Origin of the sequence: Streptococcus sp. GMD3S, from assembly GCF_000298695.2 — a bacterium.
Taxonomy (GTDB): domain Bacteria; phylum Bacillota; class Bacilli; order Lactobacillales; family Streptococcaceae; genus Streptococcus.
The window spans coordinates 85,965-99,259 of the sequence record NZ_AJRC02000003.1; the positions used below are offsets into that span (position 1 = coordinate 85,965).

A 13,295-nucleotide genomic window follows, 5' to 3' on the forward strand; every position below is an offset into this window, starting at 1 on the left:
CAAACGCCATATTGAATGTGAGAGTTGTGGAGGAATTTTAAATGACAAAACAAGAACTGGTAAATTTCATTAATCAACATAGAGATAAGATGGGGATATTTCATATTGCGCTTGATGAGCGATATGGAGGTCAATTTACTTTGGGATACTATTACGATGAGAAATCTAGTCAATATAAAGTATATGAGGTTAATGAGCGCCAAGATATCTGGATAAGAGACGAATTTAAAAATGAAAGTGATGCAATAGATCGACTTTATCGTTTGATAAAAACGACATTTTGGATAAAAGAATCTCTTATTCAGTTAGATGTTTCAGAAATTGATGCAATCGGAACGAGTGACACAGACTTGGAACTTTTATTAATAGATGGCAATCTTTGGCTTCCAGATACTGAAGAAGAACATTTGTTGAAACTGCAAGAAAAACTCAACAACTATATCTACTTCCTCGAAAGTAAGCAGTATGTGGATCGATATGGCGATAGCTTTGATAAAAAAGTCATCCATATCACCTTCCAATATTCTCCATCGGATAATGGACTAGCCTTTCTCGCAGCTGTTCAGAAGGTATTACAACCAACGGATATGATTTTGAAGGTAGAATTACCTGAGTGATAAAGGGAGCGGAAACGCTCTTTTTTATGTTATAATAGGCATAGAATGTTTAGGAGAAAGAGATGAAGGAAAATAAACGCTTATTTTGGGTTGTTAGTGTGATGTTAATGGTCCTGACTCTTTATACACTGACTGGATGTAGTTTGGGTGGTGAGACCATTCCCAAAAACAGAACAAAGGAACAGTACGAATTTGAAAAAACGTTTGAACCTATATTTAAATTTTTAGAGCAAGACAAGAAGGAGTTTAATGGATTAAAGCTTTACAAAAATAGTATTTATATAGAGAGTGGAAACGTAGTAAAGGATTATAAAGTATTCTTAGATACTAGCCAATCTGACATTAAGGGTGACTATACAATAAAAATTGGGGATAATAAAGAAACAGTTCCTGTTACTTACTCTAATGGGAAGTTAAATTATGGGTCGGAGGTAACTCCTTTATATGATGAAGAAATTCTTAATTTGGTAGTACAAAGAGATTATTTCGCTTCCTTGAATATAAAAGAAACCTTTAAGAGTGCAGAAACAGAGCTTCGTGATATTATCTATGAACCAGAAAATCATTCTGACCTCTATAAATATCTTAAAAATAAGTACGATATGCCAGAGGATACAACCTGTAGAATCAGAGTAAGGTACTCTAGTGGAACAATCTATGGAATTTCAATACTAATGGAATCTAGGGATGAGGCTGTTCAAATAGATTTAACTATATTTAAACAACGGGAGGATAATCAATGAATGAAATTGAAAAAAGGAACCGTCGGGTTGAAAGGTAAAGCACTATAAAAGCTGTTTTATAACTGATTTTTAATGAGCATCAGGAGATATTATGTTAAAATCGAACAAGTGGATATTCCTTGCAATTTCCGTTCCCTTTATTATTATTGGTTTGTCATATTTGTTAATTAGGATACCGATTGGGAACACTGGTAAGTTTATTCATGATCATGCGGATTCTATCAAAAGCGAAATTATTGCAGACATAGACAGTCAAGGGCAATATATAAAGTCAGTGACGCTTTTACCAGGTTCTGCGAGGGGAGGCTTTGATAATGGTGGAGATGTAGGTGGAAATTATCATATTTCCTTTACAGCCTATGCTAATAATAATCGCAAGCAGTCAATGAAAGTAGAATTATACTTTCCTGATGCTGGTATAGGTCCTTTTACATTTATAAAACCCAATCCTTATAAATCTCCTGAAACTATGAGGAGATGGTACTTATCAGTAGTAGAGGTATCAAGTGACCCCTCGTGGGATTGGAAGCGAGAGCAAGATAAATTGACTGAAACTATGAATAAACTTGATCGCAAGAGCAAGGATGCCTCCAGGCAAGTTGAAAAAGAAATTATGATTCGTAATCTTAACAGATGGCTACAAGAACATGAGGAAAATTTCAAACTAGCTATCCAAACAGACCTGTATAGAAACGACCCAGAATTGGAACAGAAATTAGGAAAGATTCAAAGTATCAGTGTAAGTGAATATCAAATGTACATTCCTTCGACAGGTAGCGACATTAGTTTTGATGTTAGATTTGAGAAATATCCTGAAGAAGTAGCTACTATAAACGTTCGCTTGCATTCCCAAGGGGAACAATCAGTTTTTAAGGATCCCTCAGTAGCTGCAACTATTAGTTTTGAAAGAGAACGTTTTGTTATAAAAACTGTGTACGACTCCAAGCTATTTCCAATTTTTAATCAAAGTCGATTTGGTAATAGTAATGGAGAAATATCTTATGAACTCCCAAAAGATTATGAAAATCAATTTTTAATTCCTTAACTTTCAAGCAAGCTATTATGCTTGCTTTATCTTTATGGCTTCAAGCCATAAGAGTAAGAACGACAAATCGATGCATGATAGAGGAGATTCAAGCTTATATCTTTTCCTTGTAGACATGGGATACTGATGTTTTCAAGTATAAAGGAGTAAAAACGATGCTAGCTATTTTTATTGATTCTATAGGTGACAAGTCAGGGACCTATAAGTTGTTAAGAAACCATTCATCCTTGCCTTTTTCTTTAATCCAATCCAGAATCAAAGATCATGACACGGTGATAGAAGTAGACATGTTAGATTTGGATGAATTGAAAAAGGTTAGAGAACTCATCCGTGAGTTGAGTGCTATTGGGACCAAGGTTACGATGAGGGATTCGACTGGTATTATCACCTTAGAAATAGTAAATAATCTTATTTCTACTTTTGAAGAGATTGCGGCAGAGAGAGAAGAACTGGATGCTCTGATGTTTGAAGAGGAAGAGTGAGTGCCACGTTTTTCAGTGGATCACCAAGTTAGTTTTTAGTAATAGAAGGAAAACTGATGAATGATAATAGAAATTTATTGCGCTTCTTACAGGAGTTGATGTACGGTCTTGTAGATCTTATCAGTGAGAAAGAATATCAGGAGTTTGTCCTTGATTCCTTAAAACTTTCAAAACAGGAGCTTGATAAAGAGAGTGATTTTTGCCCAGATATTTTATATAATCGACTGGAAAATATAGACGAGCAGGATATCTTGACATTTCAGGTATTGGATAAGAAAACCAATCCACTAGTATGGAACTGTATCGCTAATTTCTTTGTTTTAGTTTGTCACTATTCATATATTGCTTCGGAAGAAATCTACCTACCACAAACGATTGAAAGTGTCGACGAGGACATACTTGAGGTTCTTTCCTTAAGTTACAAACAAATTCTAGCTGAAAATAGGGAACTTATTTCACAAATAACTGGACCAGAATTAGAAGGATATCTAAAGGATGATCTCGTTAAAAACTACTTTGGACCACTATTTTTATCTGATGAGAACGAATAGGCCATTCGTTCAAGCATAGATCAGGAGAGGATATGCTTACTAGTTATTTTATGTTGATTTTTGCTGAGGCAATTGCGAATCGTATGGAAACAGAATATACTTCACATATTCGAACCGCCTTGGATGCATGTTGGAGTTTTTTGGAGAATAGAGATAAAAGGGGAGAGGAACTTTATCGCCTTTTAGATGATGGGACAGACTTCAGTGGAATATTTATCTACATGCAATTAGATGAAAATGAAGCGAATGGTCTCTTGTGGGACAACATTAGTTATGTAATAGGTGTGACTGCTAAAGAAGCTTTTGAGTTTGAAAATAAGAAAGAGCTTCCTTCTCCCTTAGAGAACATTGAACCAGAACTACTTGATGTCTTTATTGATAATTTAAAAGAAATCAGCATGGATCTTTATCATCACGTCGAAACAGTAAAAATTTTCATCAATAGAAATCCATACCCATCAAGAGAATCCGCCCTAAAAGAACTAGATAGACTGGGATTATTTAGATGATTTGATTAGAAGGTTTGGCGAAAAATCAAAAAGAACACCCCAGAAGTTAGAGTCTCATCTCTACTTTTGGGGTGTCGTTTATTTTCTATCCTTAAGCATTTTACAGTACCCACGTACGGATAGCATGGGCGACGCCGGATTCGTCGTTTGTTTTGGTGATGTATTTGGCGATTTTTTTGAGTTCTGGATTTCCATTTTCCATGACAACGGGGTTGCCAACGACTTCCAGCATGGCGCGGTCATTCTCTTCGTCACCGATCGCCATGGTTTCATCTTTGGTCAATCCGAGTTTTTCAGCTAGATGGGTAATAGCTGAACCCTTGTCTATATTCTTTTTAAGGAGTTCGAGGTAGAAAGGAGCAGATTTGTTGATGGAGTAGCGCTCGTAAAATTCTGCTGGTATCTTTTCAATCGCAGCATCGAGAATTTCCGGTTCATCGATAAACATACACTTGACGATTTCCTTGTCAGCCATTTCTTCAGGGGTGCGGTAGAAGATGGGCATGCTGACGAGGGTTGATTCGTGCACCGTGTACTTTCCGATATTGCGATTGGCAGTATAGATACCGTCCTTGGTAATAGCGTGCATGTGGACACCGAGCTTGCGACTGAGAAATTCCATATCCAGATAATCCTCATAGGTCAAGGATTCGCTGATAATCTCATGGGCAGTAGCAGTTTCTTGAACAAGGGCACCATTGAAGGTTACGACATAGTCACCCTCGTCTCTCAATTGCAAGTCGTCCAGAAGTTTGGCAACACCTGCGATAGGACGACCCGTTGCAATTACGACTTTGACACCAGCTTCTTTGGCATCTTGGATGGCAGAAAAGACTTCCGGAGTGATTTCCTTTTTACTGTTAACCAGGGTACCATCGATATCGACGGCGATTAGTTTAATACTCATAAATTTCCTCTATTCGTTCTTATTTGGGGTAAAATGATCGTTCTCAATCAAGTGTAAAAATTGCTGGGTAACGCTTGCGAAGATGCTGTTTTGGTCCAACATTTCTTTTGGAAAATAGAAACGATTGTCTCCGTGGCGGCTGCCAGCAAGAGATTGGACGATAGGAGACAGGCTAGAGAGTTCTGCCAGTTCACCATTTTTCTGTAGAATCTCAATCTGTGTCCGTGGATTTTCAGATTCGGGACGATAGATATCATAAGGGAGGTCAAAGTTCTTATGAATAGCAGTATAGTAGTCTGGATCAAAGCCGATTTCTTCAACCAGCTGTCTCATGGTTGCGAGTTGGTCTTGGTCTTTTTCTGAAAAAGTAATGGATTTAAAGACCTTGCGGTTGACAAAACGTTGTGACAAGTCGGCTAGTATCTTGTCAGGACTGGTCATCCAGAGTTGGAAGTAGGTATTCATCACGCCGTCATCAAGTGCCAGATAGTCAGATAGAGTAACTTTCTTTTCAAAAAAAGGTAGCAAATGTGGAGAAGTGCGTGCAAAGAAGTCCTTGTCTTCAGGATAGAGTTCCTTGGCGCGTTTGAGGAGATTTTGTAGGAGAACCTCCATGGCCCGTGTTGCTGGGTGGAAATAAACCTGCATATACATCTGGTAGCGACTGAGAACATAGTCTTCGATGGCGTGCATGCCATTGCGCTGAAAGGCGATACCATTTTCGACTGGACGAATGACTCGAAGGATGCGAGTCAGGTCAAATTCCCCATAAGATGCTCCTGTAAAATAAGAGTCGCGCAAGAGATAGTCCATGCGGTCTGCATCAATCTGACTGGAAATGAGCTGTACGACCTGTTTGTTAGGGTAGGTATGGTCGATGACACTAGCCACTTTTTCAGGAAAGTCTGGCGCTACTTGTAGCAGGACTTGGTGAATCTCTGTCTCAGGACTTTGGATAATTTCCTGAGTGATGGCTTCGTGGTCTGTATCAAAGAGATGTTCAAAAGTATGCGAGTAAGCACCATGCCCAAGGTCATGAAGGAGTGCAGCGGTCATAGTCAAGAGAGACTCAGCAGGATCCCATTCTTTAGGATATTTTTCTTCAAAAATCTCTGTGATGCGTCGTGCAATCTCATAGACCCCCAAACAGTGGGAAAAGCGACTGTGCTCCCCACCATGGAAGGTATAACTGGAAGTCCCTAGCTGTTTGATACGGCGAAGACGTTGAAATTCTTTTGTATTGATCAAGTCGTATATGACCTGATTATTGACGTGGATGTAGTTGTGAACTGGGTCACGGAATACTTTTTCATTCATATGACCATTATAGCAAAATCCTGCTCTTTTTGGTAAAATAGTAGGACAAGAGACATGAAAGAGGATTTGATGTGAAGATTCGGATGCGAAATAGGATTCAGTTTGATGAGCAGTTGGAAGTGATTGACCAGCTTTATGACGTTGAAGTGCGTGAAAAAGGGGATTATAGCTATCTGCTTTTTTATAATGAGGAAAAAGAAAAAGTGGTTCTCAAGTTTCATGGTCAAGAACTGGTGATGACCCGTTTTTCCAATCCGAAGACTATTATGAGATTTCTAAAGGATAGTGATAGTTTAGCCTATATTCCGACTCCAATGGGGATGCAGGAGTTTATCATTCAAACGAATCACTATGAACTGGATGGGCAAAAGATTGAGCTCGCCTATCAACTGCAAAATCAAGAGGGACACTCCTTTGCCAGCTATCAATTAGAAATTACTTGGGAATAAGAAAAAGGTTGGCGAATGCCAACCTTATTTGATATAGAGTTCTTGATTTTTTAGAACAATTTCACGCACACTTGCGAATTTCTTGAGTTTTTTAAGTTCTTCAGGATGGGTTACGAGAGTAATAACATAGCCCTCTTTACCCATGCGACCTGTACGGCCAGCGCGGTGGGTGTAAGTTTCCATATCTCTAGGGACGTCGAAGTTTACGACACATTCTAGGCTATCTATATCAATTCCACGAGCCAGAAGGTCAGTTGCAAGGAGCAGGGTTAGTTGCTTATCTTTAAACTTTTCTAAGATGACTTTTCGATATTTCACATTGACATCGCTAGCGAGGGAAACAGCTAAGATATCCCGATACTGTAGTTTTTCCTCCGCACTTCCAAGATCTGACAGGCTATTAAAGAAAACTAGTCCGCGGAAATCCTCAACATGAGCTAGTTTTCGTAGCATATCCACACGGTGACGTTGGTCTACCTGCATATAGAAGTGTTGGATGTTGTCCAGTTTTTGATCAGAGAGATCAATGGTGCGCGTGTTTGGTGCAATCTTCTCTTGGTCAAACTTGGTCGTCGCACTCATGTAGACGAGTTGGTGGTCACGAGGTGCGTAGTGAGTAATTTTCTCAACAAAGTGAATCTGAGAATCATCGAGTAATTGGTCAAATTCATCCAGGATGATGGTTTCCACATTCATCATCTTGATTTTTTTCAATTTAATCAACTCAAAGATACGGCCAGGTGTTCCAATCAGAATTTCTGGTCCTTTTTTGAGTCGTTCAATCTGGCGTTTCTGACTCGAACCTGATAAGAAGAGCTGAGCGGTCAAACCGATGGCTTCCGCCCACGTTTTACACACGTCAAAAATCTGTCCAGCAAGTTCTGTATTTGGTGCTAGGATCAAGAGTTGTTGGGCTTTTTTCTTTTGTAGTCTGAGAAGACTTGGGAGTAAATAAGCTAGCGTCTTACCAGTTCCTGTTGGGCTCACTCCCAGTATGTTTTCTCCAGCAAGGATGGGTTCAAATAGTTGAATTTGAATGGGAGTAAATTCCTGGAAACCGAGTTGGTCACTCAATTCCTGCCATTCAGTCGGTAGTTTGGTTTTCATTTTTCTGCCTCAAATCTAATGCCAGCAGTCTGGCGCATAGTATATAGTAGCTCATGAATAGAGCTTGCATCATCCAGCCAAGTCTGGTAGATCGTCTGGTCTGGTTGCTGGATCATCTGAGCAAACGCAGCAACTTCCTCAGTCATCGTATGAGGAGCCTGTTGGATAGGGAGTTGAACTTGATTTCCTTGGTGGTCGCTAAAAATAGCTGAGCGGACATGTTCAATCGTGTTAAGGGTCAAGGTTCCATCTGCTGTGTAAATCTCACAAGGAAGATTGGAAGTGATGTTTTTCCCAGCTTTGATATGAACTTGAAAGTCAGGGTAGAAGAGGATACCGTCTCCATTCAGGTCAATGCTATTGTCAAGCTGTTGAGCTTGATAAATCGCGTCTTGAGCCTTTCCAAAGAGGCGAATGGCAGCGTAGAGAGGATAAATCCCCAAATCCATAAGGGCTCCACCAGCAAAACGATCTGAAAAGACATTTGGCGTCTGTCCAGCCAATAAGTCAGGCATCTTGGAAGAATACTTGGCATAGTTGAAATCTGCTCCCCAAATTTGCTTGTCTGCCAAAAAATTCTTGATAGTGGTAAAGGCTTCCTCGTGGTAATTACGAGCTGCCTCAAAGATAAAACAGTGATTTTTCTTAGCTGTCTGTCTCAAATTCAGCCATTCTTGTGGCTGAGTGACAGCTGGCTTTTCAAGAATGACGTGCTTACCAGCAGACAAGGCAGCCCTGGCTTGAACAAAATGCAAGGAGTTTGGACTGGCGATATAGACTACATCAAAGGAAGACTTAAAGAAGTCTTCTAATTGATCAAAGAGTTGGATATTTTCATAGCGAGAAGCAAAGGTTGCGGCAGTTTCTCGTTTTCTAGAATAGACTGCAACCAGCTGGTATTCTCCGCTAGCATGGGCTGCTTCTATGAAATGATGGCTGATAGCCCCTGTTCCGATGATACCTAATTTAAGCATAAATACTCCTTTTCCGACTTCAAATCCTTCCTTCATTATAACATAGAAAAGAAGGACTATCCAACAGATGGTAAAAATTTTCAAATGGAGTACGCATTTCTTAGAGAAAGTGGTACAATATTTAGATAGGTAGATGAAATGAAAAGGGGGAGAAAATGAGATTATTACCAATAAGAAAAATATCACGTCAGTCTAAGCGACTAGCGCTTTTTTTGACTTTTTGTGCAGGATATGTCGATGCTTATACTTTTATCGTGCGAGGGAACACCCTTGTGGCTGGACAAACTGGGAATGTGGTTTTTCTTTCTGTAGGACTCATTCAGCAGAATGTCTCGGATGCCAGTGCCAAAGTAATGACCTTGTTGTCCTTTATGATGGGTGTCTTTTTTCTGACATTATATAAGGAAAAACTTCGAATTGTTAAAAAGCCGATTTTGTCCTTGATTCCTCTTGCAGTCCTGTCCCTAATTATAGGCTTTGTGCCGCAATCGGTTGATAATATCTATCTCGTACCGCCCTTAGCCTTTTGTATGGGACTGGTGACAACAGCCTTTGGAGAAGTGTCAGGGATTGCCTATAATAATGCTTTTATGACAGGGAATATCAAACGTACCATGTTGGCTTTTGGAGATTATTTCCGGACCAAGCATACGCCTTTCCTACGAGAGGGATTGATTTTTGTTAGCTTGCTTAGCAGTTTTGTCTTCGGAGTTGTTTTTTCAGCTTATTTGACGATTTACTATCAGGAGAAGACAATTCTAGGTGTTCCTCTTATGATGAGTATCTTTTACTTCAGTATGCTTTTTGCTTCTTGGAGAAAAAAAGGAAAGAAAAAGCTTAAATTTGATTGATTTCGCTTGTAAGAAAAAAGAAGATATGCTATACTTGAAGAGTTGACTATGCACAGTCCTGTGCAACCGCACGAACATCGTTTGCTCACATAGTGAGTATAAAGTGGTTCGTCCCACGATGCTAGGCGAGTCTTCACAAAAATACGGGGAAACCCTAAAAATCATAGGAGGTGCATAATGAGCACATACGCAATTATCAAAACTGGCGGAAAACAAGTTAAAGTTGAAGTTGGTCAAGCAATCTACGTTGAAAAATTGAACGTTGAAGCTGGTCAAGAAGTTACTTTTAACGAAGTTGTTCTTGTTGGTGGTGAAAACACTGTTGTCGGAACTCCACTTGTTGCTGGAGCTACTGTAGTTGGAACTGTTGAAAAACAAGGAAAACAAAAGAAAGTTGTTACTTACAAGTACAAACCTAAAAAAGGTAGCCACCGTAAACAAGGTCACCGTCAACCATATACAAAAGTTGTCATCAACGCAATCAACGCTTAATTTTAAGGAGAACACATGATACAAGCAGTCTTTGAGAGAGCCGAAGATGGCGAGCTGAGGAGTGCGGAAATTACTGGACACGCCGAAAGTGGCGAATACGGCTTAGATGTCGTGTGTGCATCGGTTTCTACGCTTGCCATTAACTTTGTCAATTCCATTGAGAAATTTGCAGGCTACGAACCAATCTTAGAATTAAACGAAGATGAAGGTGGCTATCTAAAGGTTGATATACCAGCGGATCTTCCTTCACACCAGAGAGAAATGACGCAGTTATTCTTCGAATCATTTTTCTTAGGTATGGCAAACTTATCGGAGAACTCTTCTGAGTTCGTCCAAACCAGAGTTATCACAGAAAACTAACACGGAGGAAAACATTATGTTAAAAATGACTCTTAACAACTTGCAACTTTTCGCCCACAAAAAAGGTGGAGGTTCTACATCAAACGGACGCGATTCACAAGCAAAACGTCTTGGAGCTAAAGCAGCTGACGGACAAACTGTAACAGGTGGATCAATCCTTTACCGTCAACGTGGTACACACATCTATCCAGGTGTAAACGTTGGACGTGGTGGAGACGATACTTTGTTCGCTAAAGTTGAAGGCGTAGTACGCTTTGAACGTAAAGGTCGCGATAAAAAACAAGTTTCTGTTTACCCAATCGCTAAATAAAAAGGTCCAGTGAACCTTTTTATCCCGAGCCTTGAAATGAAAAGGCGAGGAAGCTAGAAGTAGCATAAAATAAGGCTTTCCGAGTTTTCGGAGAGCCTATTTTTTTGTTTTGATACACATTTTGAATTTAATAGAGAATAGTTAGATTTAAACTTGCGATGGACACTTTTTTCTTTTTTGGAAAAGTTCTGAAATATGGTATAATGAACAGATAGAGAAGTTGGGGGTAAAAGATGAACATTCAACAATTACGCTATGTTGTGGCCATTGCCAATAGTGGTACTTTCCGTGAAGCTGCTGAAAAGATGTATGTTAGTCAGCCAAGTCTGTCTATTTCTGTGCGCGATTTGGAAAAAGAGCTGGGTTTTAAGATTTTCCGTCGGACGAGTTCGGGGACTTTTTTGACCCGTCGTGGTATGGAATTTTATGAGAAAGCGCAGGAATTGGTCAAAGGATTTGATGTTTTTCAAAATCAATATGCCAATCCTGAGGAAGAAAAGGATGAATTTTCCATTGCCAGCCAGCACTATGACTTCTTGCCACCAACGATTACGGCCTTTTCGGAACGTTATCCTGACTACAAGAACTTTCGTATTTTTGAGTCTACCACAGTTCAAATTTTAGACGAAGTGGCTCAAGGACATAGTGAGATTGGGATTATCTACCTCAACAATCAAAATAAAAAGGGCATCATGCAACGGGTTGAAAAGCTTGGTTTAGAAGTTATTGAACTAATTCCTTTCCAGACTCACATTTATCTTCGTGAAGGGCATCCTTTAGCACAGAAAGAGGAATTGGTCATGGAGGATTTAGCGGATTTACCAACAGTTCGTTTTACTCAGGAAAAGGATGAGTATCTATACTATTCAGAGAACTTTGTCGACACCAGCGCGAGCTCCCAGATGTTCAATGTGACCGACCGTGCTACTTTGAATGGTATTTTGGAGCGGACGGATGCTTACGCAACTGGATCTGGGTTTTTAGATAGTGACAGTGTTAATGGGATCACAGTCATTCGTCTCAAGGATAATCTAGATAACCACATGGTCTATGTCAAACGGGAAGAAGTGGAGCTTAGCCAAGCTGGTACTCTTTTCGTTGAGGTTATGCAAGAATATTTTGATCAAAAGAGGAAATCATGAAAAAAAGAGGAATAGTAGCAGTCATTGTACTGCTTTTGATTGGGCTGGATCAGTGGGTTAAAGCCTATGTTGTCCAGCAGATTCCACTGGGTGAAGTTCGTTCGTGGATCCCCAATCTCGTTAGCTTGACCTACCTGCAAAATCGTGGGGCAGCCTTCTCCATGCTGCAAGATCAGCAGTGGTTATTTGCTGTCATTACACTGGTCGTCATGGTAGGTGCCATTTGGTATCTACATAAACACATGGAGGATTCTCTCTGGTTGGTTTTTGGACTGACCTTGATAATCGCGGGAGGTCTGGGCAACTTTATCGACAGAATGAGTCAAGGTTTTGTGGTGGATATGTTTCACCTAGACTTTATCAACTTTGCGATTTTCAATGTTGCTGACAGCTATTTGACAGTTGGTGTGATTGTTTTATTGATTGCAATGCTTAAAGAGGAAGTAAATGGAAATAAAAATTGAAACTGGTGGGCAACGTCTAGACAAGGCTCTGTCAGATCTGACAGAATTGTCACGCAGTCTCGCGAATGAACAAATCAAGGCTGGACAAGTTTTGGTGAATGGGCAAGTAAAGAAAGCCAAATACACTGTCCAAGAGGGGGATATCGTCACCTACCATGTGCCAGAACCGGAGGTTTTAGAGTATGTGGCTGAGGATATTCCGCTAGAAATCGTCTACCAAGATGAGGATGTAGCCGTTGTTAACAAACCTCAAGGGATGGTGGTTCATCCCAGCGCCGGTCATACTAGCGGAACCTTGGTCAATGCCCTCATGTACCATATCAAGGACTTGTCAGGTATCAATGGGGTTCTCCGACCGGGTATTGTTCATCGCATAGACAAGGACACGTCTGGTCTCCTTATGATTGCTAAGAATGATGAGGCCCACTTAGCACTCGCTCAAGAACTCAAGGATAAGAAGTCTCTCCGCAAATACTGGGCGATTGTTCATGGCAATCTTCCCAATGATCGTGGTGTGATTGAAGCTCCGATTGGTCGTAGTGAAAAAGATCGTAAGAAACAGGCAGTGACTGCTAAAGGGAAGCCAGCAGTGACTCGTTTTCAAGTCTTGGAACGCTTTGGAGATTATAGTTTGCTAGAGTTGCAACTGGAAACAGGGCGTACTCACCAAATCCGTGTTCATATGGCTTATATTGGCCATCCAGTCGCTGGTGATGAAGTCTATGGTCCTCGTAAGACACTGAAGGGACATGGGCAATTTCTCCATGCTAAGACTCTAGGCTTTACTCATCCGAGAACAGGTGAAACCTTGGAGTTCACAGCAGATATTCCAGAGATTTTTAAAGAAACGCTGGAAAGATTGCGTAAAACTGAGAATAGATAAAAGAGTTGAGATGCCTTGTCTCAACCTTTTTCATTTCAAGTCTTTTCCATTTTAAAGTATTCATGTTATAATGGATAAATATGAAGAATCGG

The 13,295-nt window shown here is 40.1% G+C and carries 18 protein-coding genes, 1 pseudogene and 1 other annotated feature; of the genes and pseudogenes, 14 read left to right on the forward strand and 5 right to left on the reverse strand.

The genetic code is table 11. The features are described 5' to 3' along the window. The first annotated feature begins 41 nt into the window (after positions 1 to 41). The 6 genes from GMD3S_RS0202290 to GMD3S_RS0202315 all read left to right on the forward strand — a co-directional run bounded on the left by GMD3S_RS0202290 (position 42) and on the right by GMD3S_RS0202315 (position 3,947). Complete coding sequence (locus GMD3S_RS0202290) at positions 42 to 617, forward strand: DUF6572 domain-containing protein (RefSeq protein ID WP_000165997.1); 576 nt, start codon at positions 42 to 44, stop codon at positions 615 to 617. 62 nt (positions 618 to 679) lie between these two features. After that, positions 680 to 1,360, forward strand: coding sequence for a hypothetical protein (locus GMD3S_RS0202295; protein ID WP_000662241.1), 681 nt, complete (start codon positions 680 to 682; stop codon positions 1,358 to 1,360). A gap of 91 nt (positions 1,361 to 1,451) precedes the next feature. After that, positions 1,452 to 2,405 carry a hypothetical protein gene (locus GMD3S_RS0202300; protein ID WP_000920280.1) on the forward strand — a complete coding sequence of 318 codons (954 nt, stop codon included), beginning with the start codon at positions 1,452 to 1,454 and terminating at the stop codon, positions 2,403 to 2,405. 155 nt (positions 2,406 to 2,560) lie between these two features. Then, positions 2,561 to 2,887: a hypothetical protein gene (locus GMD3S_RS0202305; protein WP_000879673.1), complete on the forward strand. Its 327-nt coding sequence runs from the start codon at positions 2,561 to 2,563 to the stop codon at positions 2,885 to 2,887. Between the two features lie 56 nt (positions 2,888 to 2,943). After that, positions 2,944 to 3,438 carry an Imm6 family immunity protein gene (locus tag GMD3S_RS0202310; protein WP_000999424.1) on the forward strand — a complete coding sequence of 165 codons (495 nt, stop codon included), beginning with the start codon at positions 2,944 to 2,946 and terminating at the stop codon, positions 3,436 to 3,438. A 32-nt stretch (positions 3,439 to 3,470) separates the two neighbouring features. Further along, on the forward strand, positions 3,471 to 3,947 hold the full coding sequence (locus GMD3S_RS0202315; protein WP_000958200.1) for an Imm6 family immunity protein: 477 nt from the start codon (positions 3,471 to 3,473) through the stop codon (positions 3,945 to 3,947). 100 nt (positions 3,948 to 4,047) lie between these two features. Here the strand turns inward: GMD3S_RS0202315 and yidA are convergent, their stop codons facing one another. Further along, positions 4,048 to 4,854 (reverse strand): sugar-phosphatase, encoded by an 807-nt coding sequence (yidA, locus tag GMD3S_RS0202320; protein WP_000023482.1) that lies wholly within the window; start codon positions 4,852 to 4,854, stop codon positions 4,048 to 4,050. 9 nt (positions 4,855 to 4,863) lie between these two features. Beyond that, complete coding sequence (locus GMD3S_RS0202325; protein WP_001003532.1) at positions 4,864 to 6,171, reverse strand: HD domain-containing protein; 1,308 nt, start codon at positions 6,169 to 6,171, stop codon at positions 4,864 to 4,866. A 71-nt stretch (positions 6,172 to 6,242) separates the two neighbouring features. On the opposite strand from GMD3S_RS0202325, the gene GMD3S_RS0202330 reads away from it, so the two are divergent. Then, a complete protein-coding gene (locus GMD3S_RS0202330) occupies positions 6,243 to 6,620 on the forward strand; it encodes a DUF1934 domain-containing protein (RefSeq protein WP_008279073.1) in 378 nt (125 codons plus the stop codon). 24 nt (positions 6,621 to 6,644) lie between these two features. On the opposite strand, the gene GMD3S_RS0202335 is transcribed toward GMD3S_RS0202330, so the two are convergent. Both GMD3S_RS0202335 and GMD3S_RS0202340 read right to left on the reverse strand, forming a co-directional pair. Continuing rightward, complete coding sequence (locus GMD3S_RS0202335; RefSeq protein WP_000850559.1) at positions 6,645 to 7,727, reverse strand: DEAD/DEAH box helicase; 1,083 nt, start codon at positions 7,725 to 7,727, stop codon at positions 6,645 to 6,647. Continuing rightward, positions 7,724 to 8,701: a Gfo/Idh/MocA family protein gene (locus GMD3S_RS0202340; protein WP_000915852.1), complete on the reverse strand. Its 978-nt coding sequence runs from the start codon at positions 8,699 to 8,701 to the stop codon at positions 7,724 to 7,726. Before GMD3S_RS0202340 ends, GMD3S_RS0202335 begins: the two co-directional genes overlap by 4 nt. A gap of 155 nt (positions 8,702 to 8,856) precedes the next feature. On the opposite strand from GMD3S_RS0202340, the gene GMD3S_RS0202345 reads away from it, so the two are divergent. The 4 genes from GMD3S_RS0202345 to rpmA all read left to right on the forward strand — a co-directional run bounded on the left by GMD3S_RS0202345 (position 8,857) and on the right by rpmA (position 10,714). Beyond that, positions 8,857 to 9,552, forward strand: a complete 696-nt coding sequence (locus tag GMD3S_RS0202345) for a YoaK family protein (RefSeq protein ID WP_001238360.1) — start codon at positions 8,857 to 8,859, stop codon at positions 9,550 to 9,552. Positions 9,553 to 9,606: 54 nt separating this feature from the next. Continuing rightward, positions 9,607 to 9,695, forward strand: a sequence feature (ribosomal protein L21 leader region). A 34-nt stretch (positions 9,696 to 9,729) separates the two neighbouring features. Beyond that, the gene (rplU, locus tag GMD3S_RS0202350) at positions 9,730 to 10,044 is read left to right on the forward strand and encodes a 50S ribosomal protein L21 (protein WP_000109137.1); all 315 of its coding nucleotides are present in this window, start codon (positions 9,730 to 9,732) and stop codon (positions 10,042 to 10,044) included. A gap of 15 nt (positions 10,045 to 10,059) precedes the next feature. Continuing rightward, on the forward strand, positions 10,060 to 10,404 hold the full coding sequence (locus GMD3S_RS0202355) for a ribosomal-processing cysteine protease Prp (protein ID WP_000613704.1): 345 nt from the start codon (positions 10,060 to 10,062) through the stop codon (positions 10,402 to 10,404). 16 nt (positions 10,405 to 10,420) lie between these two features. Beyond that, the gene (gene rpmA / locus GMD3S_RS0202360; RefSeq protein WP_000916509.1) at positions 10,421 to 10,714 is read left to right on the forward strand and encodes a 50S ribosomal protein L27; all 294 of its coding nucleotides are present in this window, start codon (positions 10,421 to 10,423) and stop codon (positions 10,712 to 10,714) included. Positions 10,715 to 10,859: 145 nt separating this feature from the next. Here the strand turns inward: rpmA and GMD3S_RS11000 are convergent. After that, a pseudogene (locus GMD3S_RS11000) lies at positions 10,860 to 10,955 on the reverse strand (AraC family transcriptional regulator); the annotation flags it as partial. Between GMD3S_RS11000 and GMD3S_RS0202365 the strand changes: the two are divergent. The 3 genes from GMD3S_RS0202365 to GMD3S_RS0202375 are packed head-to-tail and all read left to right on the forward strand — an operon-like array spanning position 10,948 to position 13,203. Next, positions 10,948 to 11,856, forward strand: a complete 909-nt coding sequence (locus GMD3S_RS0202365; protein WP_001025716.1) for a LysR family transcriptional regulator — start codon at positions 10,948 to 10,950, stop codon at positions 11,854 to 11,856. The pseudogene GMD3S_RS11000 and the gene GMD3S_RS0202365 sit on opposite strands and share 8 nt — an antisense overlap. Further along, positions 11,853 to 12,320: a signal peptidase II gene (lspA, locus tag GMD3S_RS0202370; RefSeq protein ID WP_000745694.1), complete on the forward strand. Its 468-nt coding sequence runs from the start codon at positions 11,853 to 11,855 to the stop codon at positions 12,318 to 12,320. Before GMD3S_RS0202365 ends, lspA begins: the two co-directional genes overlap by 4 nt. Then, on the forward strand, positions 12,304 to 13,203 hold the full coding sequence (locus GMD3S_RS0202375; RefSeq protein ID WP_000403230.1) for an RluA family pseudouridine synthase: 900 nt from the start codon (positions 12,304 to 12,306) through the stop codon (positions 13,201 to 13,203). Before lspA ends, GMD3S_RS0202375 begins: the two co-directional genes overlap by 17 nt. The last annotated feature ends 92 nt before the right edge of the window (positions 13,204 to 13,295 follow it).

Coding starts and splice junctions, on each gene's coding strand:
- GMD3S_RS0202290 (WP_000165997.1), top strand. CDS start 42: ATGACAAAACAAGAACTGGTAAATTTCATTAATCAACATAGAGATAAG.
- GMD3S_RS0202295 (WP_000662241.1), top strand. CDS start 680: ATGAAGGAAAATAAACGCTTATTTTGGGTTGTTAGTGTGATGTTAATG.
- GMD3S_RS0202300 (WP_000920280.1), top strand. CDS start 1,452: ATGTTAAAATCGAACAAGTGGATATTCCTTGCAATTTCCGTTCCCTTT.
- GMD3S_RS0202305 (WP_000879673.1), top strand. CDS start 2,561: ATGCTAGCTATTTTTATTGATTCTATAGGTGACAAGTCAGGGACCTAT.
- GMD3S_RS0202310 (WP_000999424.1), top strand. CDS start 2,944: ATGAATGATAATAGAAATTTATTGCGCTTCTTACAGGAGTTGATGTAC.
- GMD3S_RS0202315 (WP_000958200.1), top strand. CDS start 3,471: ATGCTTACTAGTTATTTTATGTTGATTTTTGCTGAGGCAATTGCGAAT.
- yidA (WP_000023482.1), bottom strand. CDS start 4,854: ATGAGTATTAAACTAATCGCCGTCGATATCGATGGTACCCTGGTTAAC.
- GMD3S_RS0202325 (WP_001003532.1), bottom strand. CDS start 6,171: ATGAATGAAAAAGTATTCCGTGACCCAGTTCACAACTACATCCACGTC.
- GMD3S_RS0202335 (WP_000850559.1), bottom strand. CDS start 7,727: ATGAAAACCAAACTACCGACTGAATGGCAGGAATTGAGTGACCAACTC.
- GMD3S_RS0202340 (WP_000915852.1), bottom strand. CDS start 8,701: ATGCTTAAATTAGGTATCATCGGAACAGGGGCTATCAGCCATCATTTC.
- GMD3S_RS0202345 (WP_001238360.1), top strand. CDS start 8,857: ATGAGATTATTACCAATAAGAAAAATATCACGTCAGTCTAAGCGACTA.
- rplU (WP_000109137.1), top strand. CDS start 9,730: ATGAGCACATACGCAATTATCAAAACTGGCGGAAAACAAGTTAAAGTT.
- GMD3S_RS0202355 (WP_000613704.1), top strand. CDS start 10,060: ATGATACAAGCAGTCTTTGAGAGAGCCGAAGATGGCGAGCTGAGGAGT.
- rpmA (WP_000916509.1), top strand. CDS start 10,421: ATGTTAAAAATGACTCTTAACAACTTGCAACTTTTCGCCCACAAAAAA.
- GMD3S_RS0202365 (WP_001025716.1), top strand. CDS start 10,948: ATGAACATTCAACAATTACGCTATGTTGTGGCCATTGCCAATAGTGGT.
- lspA (WP_000745694.1), top strand. CDS start 11,853: ATGAAAAAAAGAGGAATAGTAGCAGTCATTGTACTGCTTTTGATTGGG.
- GMD3S_RS0202375 (WP_000403230.1), top strand. CDS start 12,304: ATGGAAATAAAAATTGAAACTGGTGGGCAACGTCTAGACAAGGCTCTG.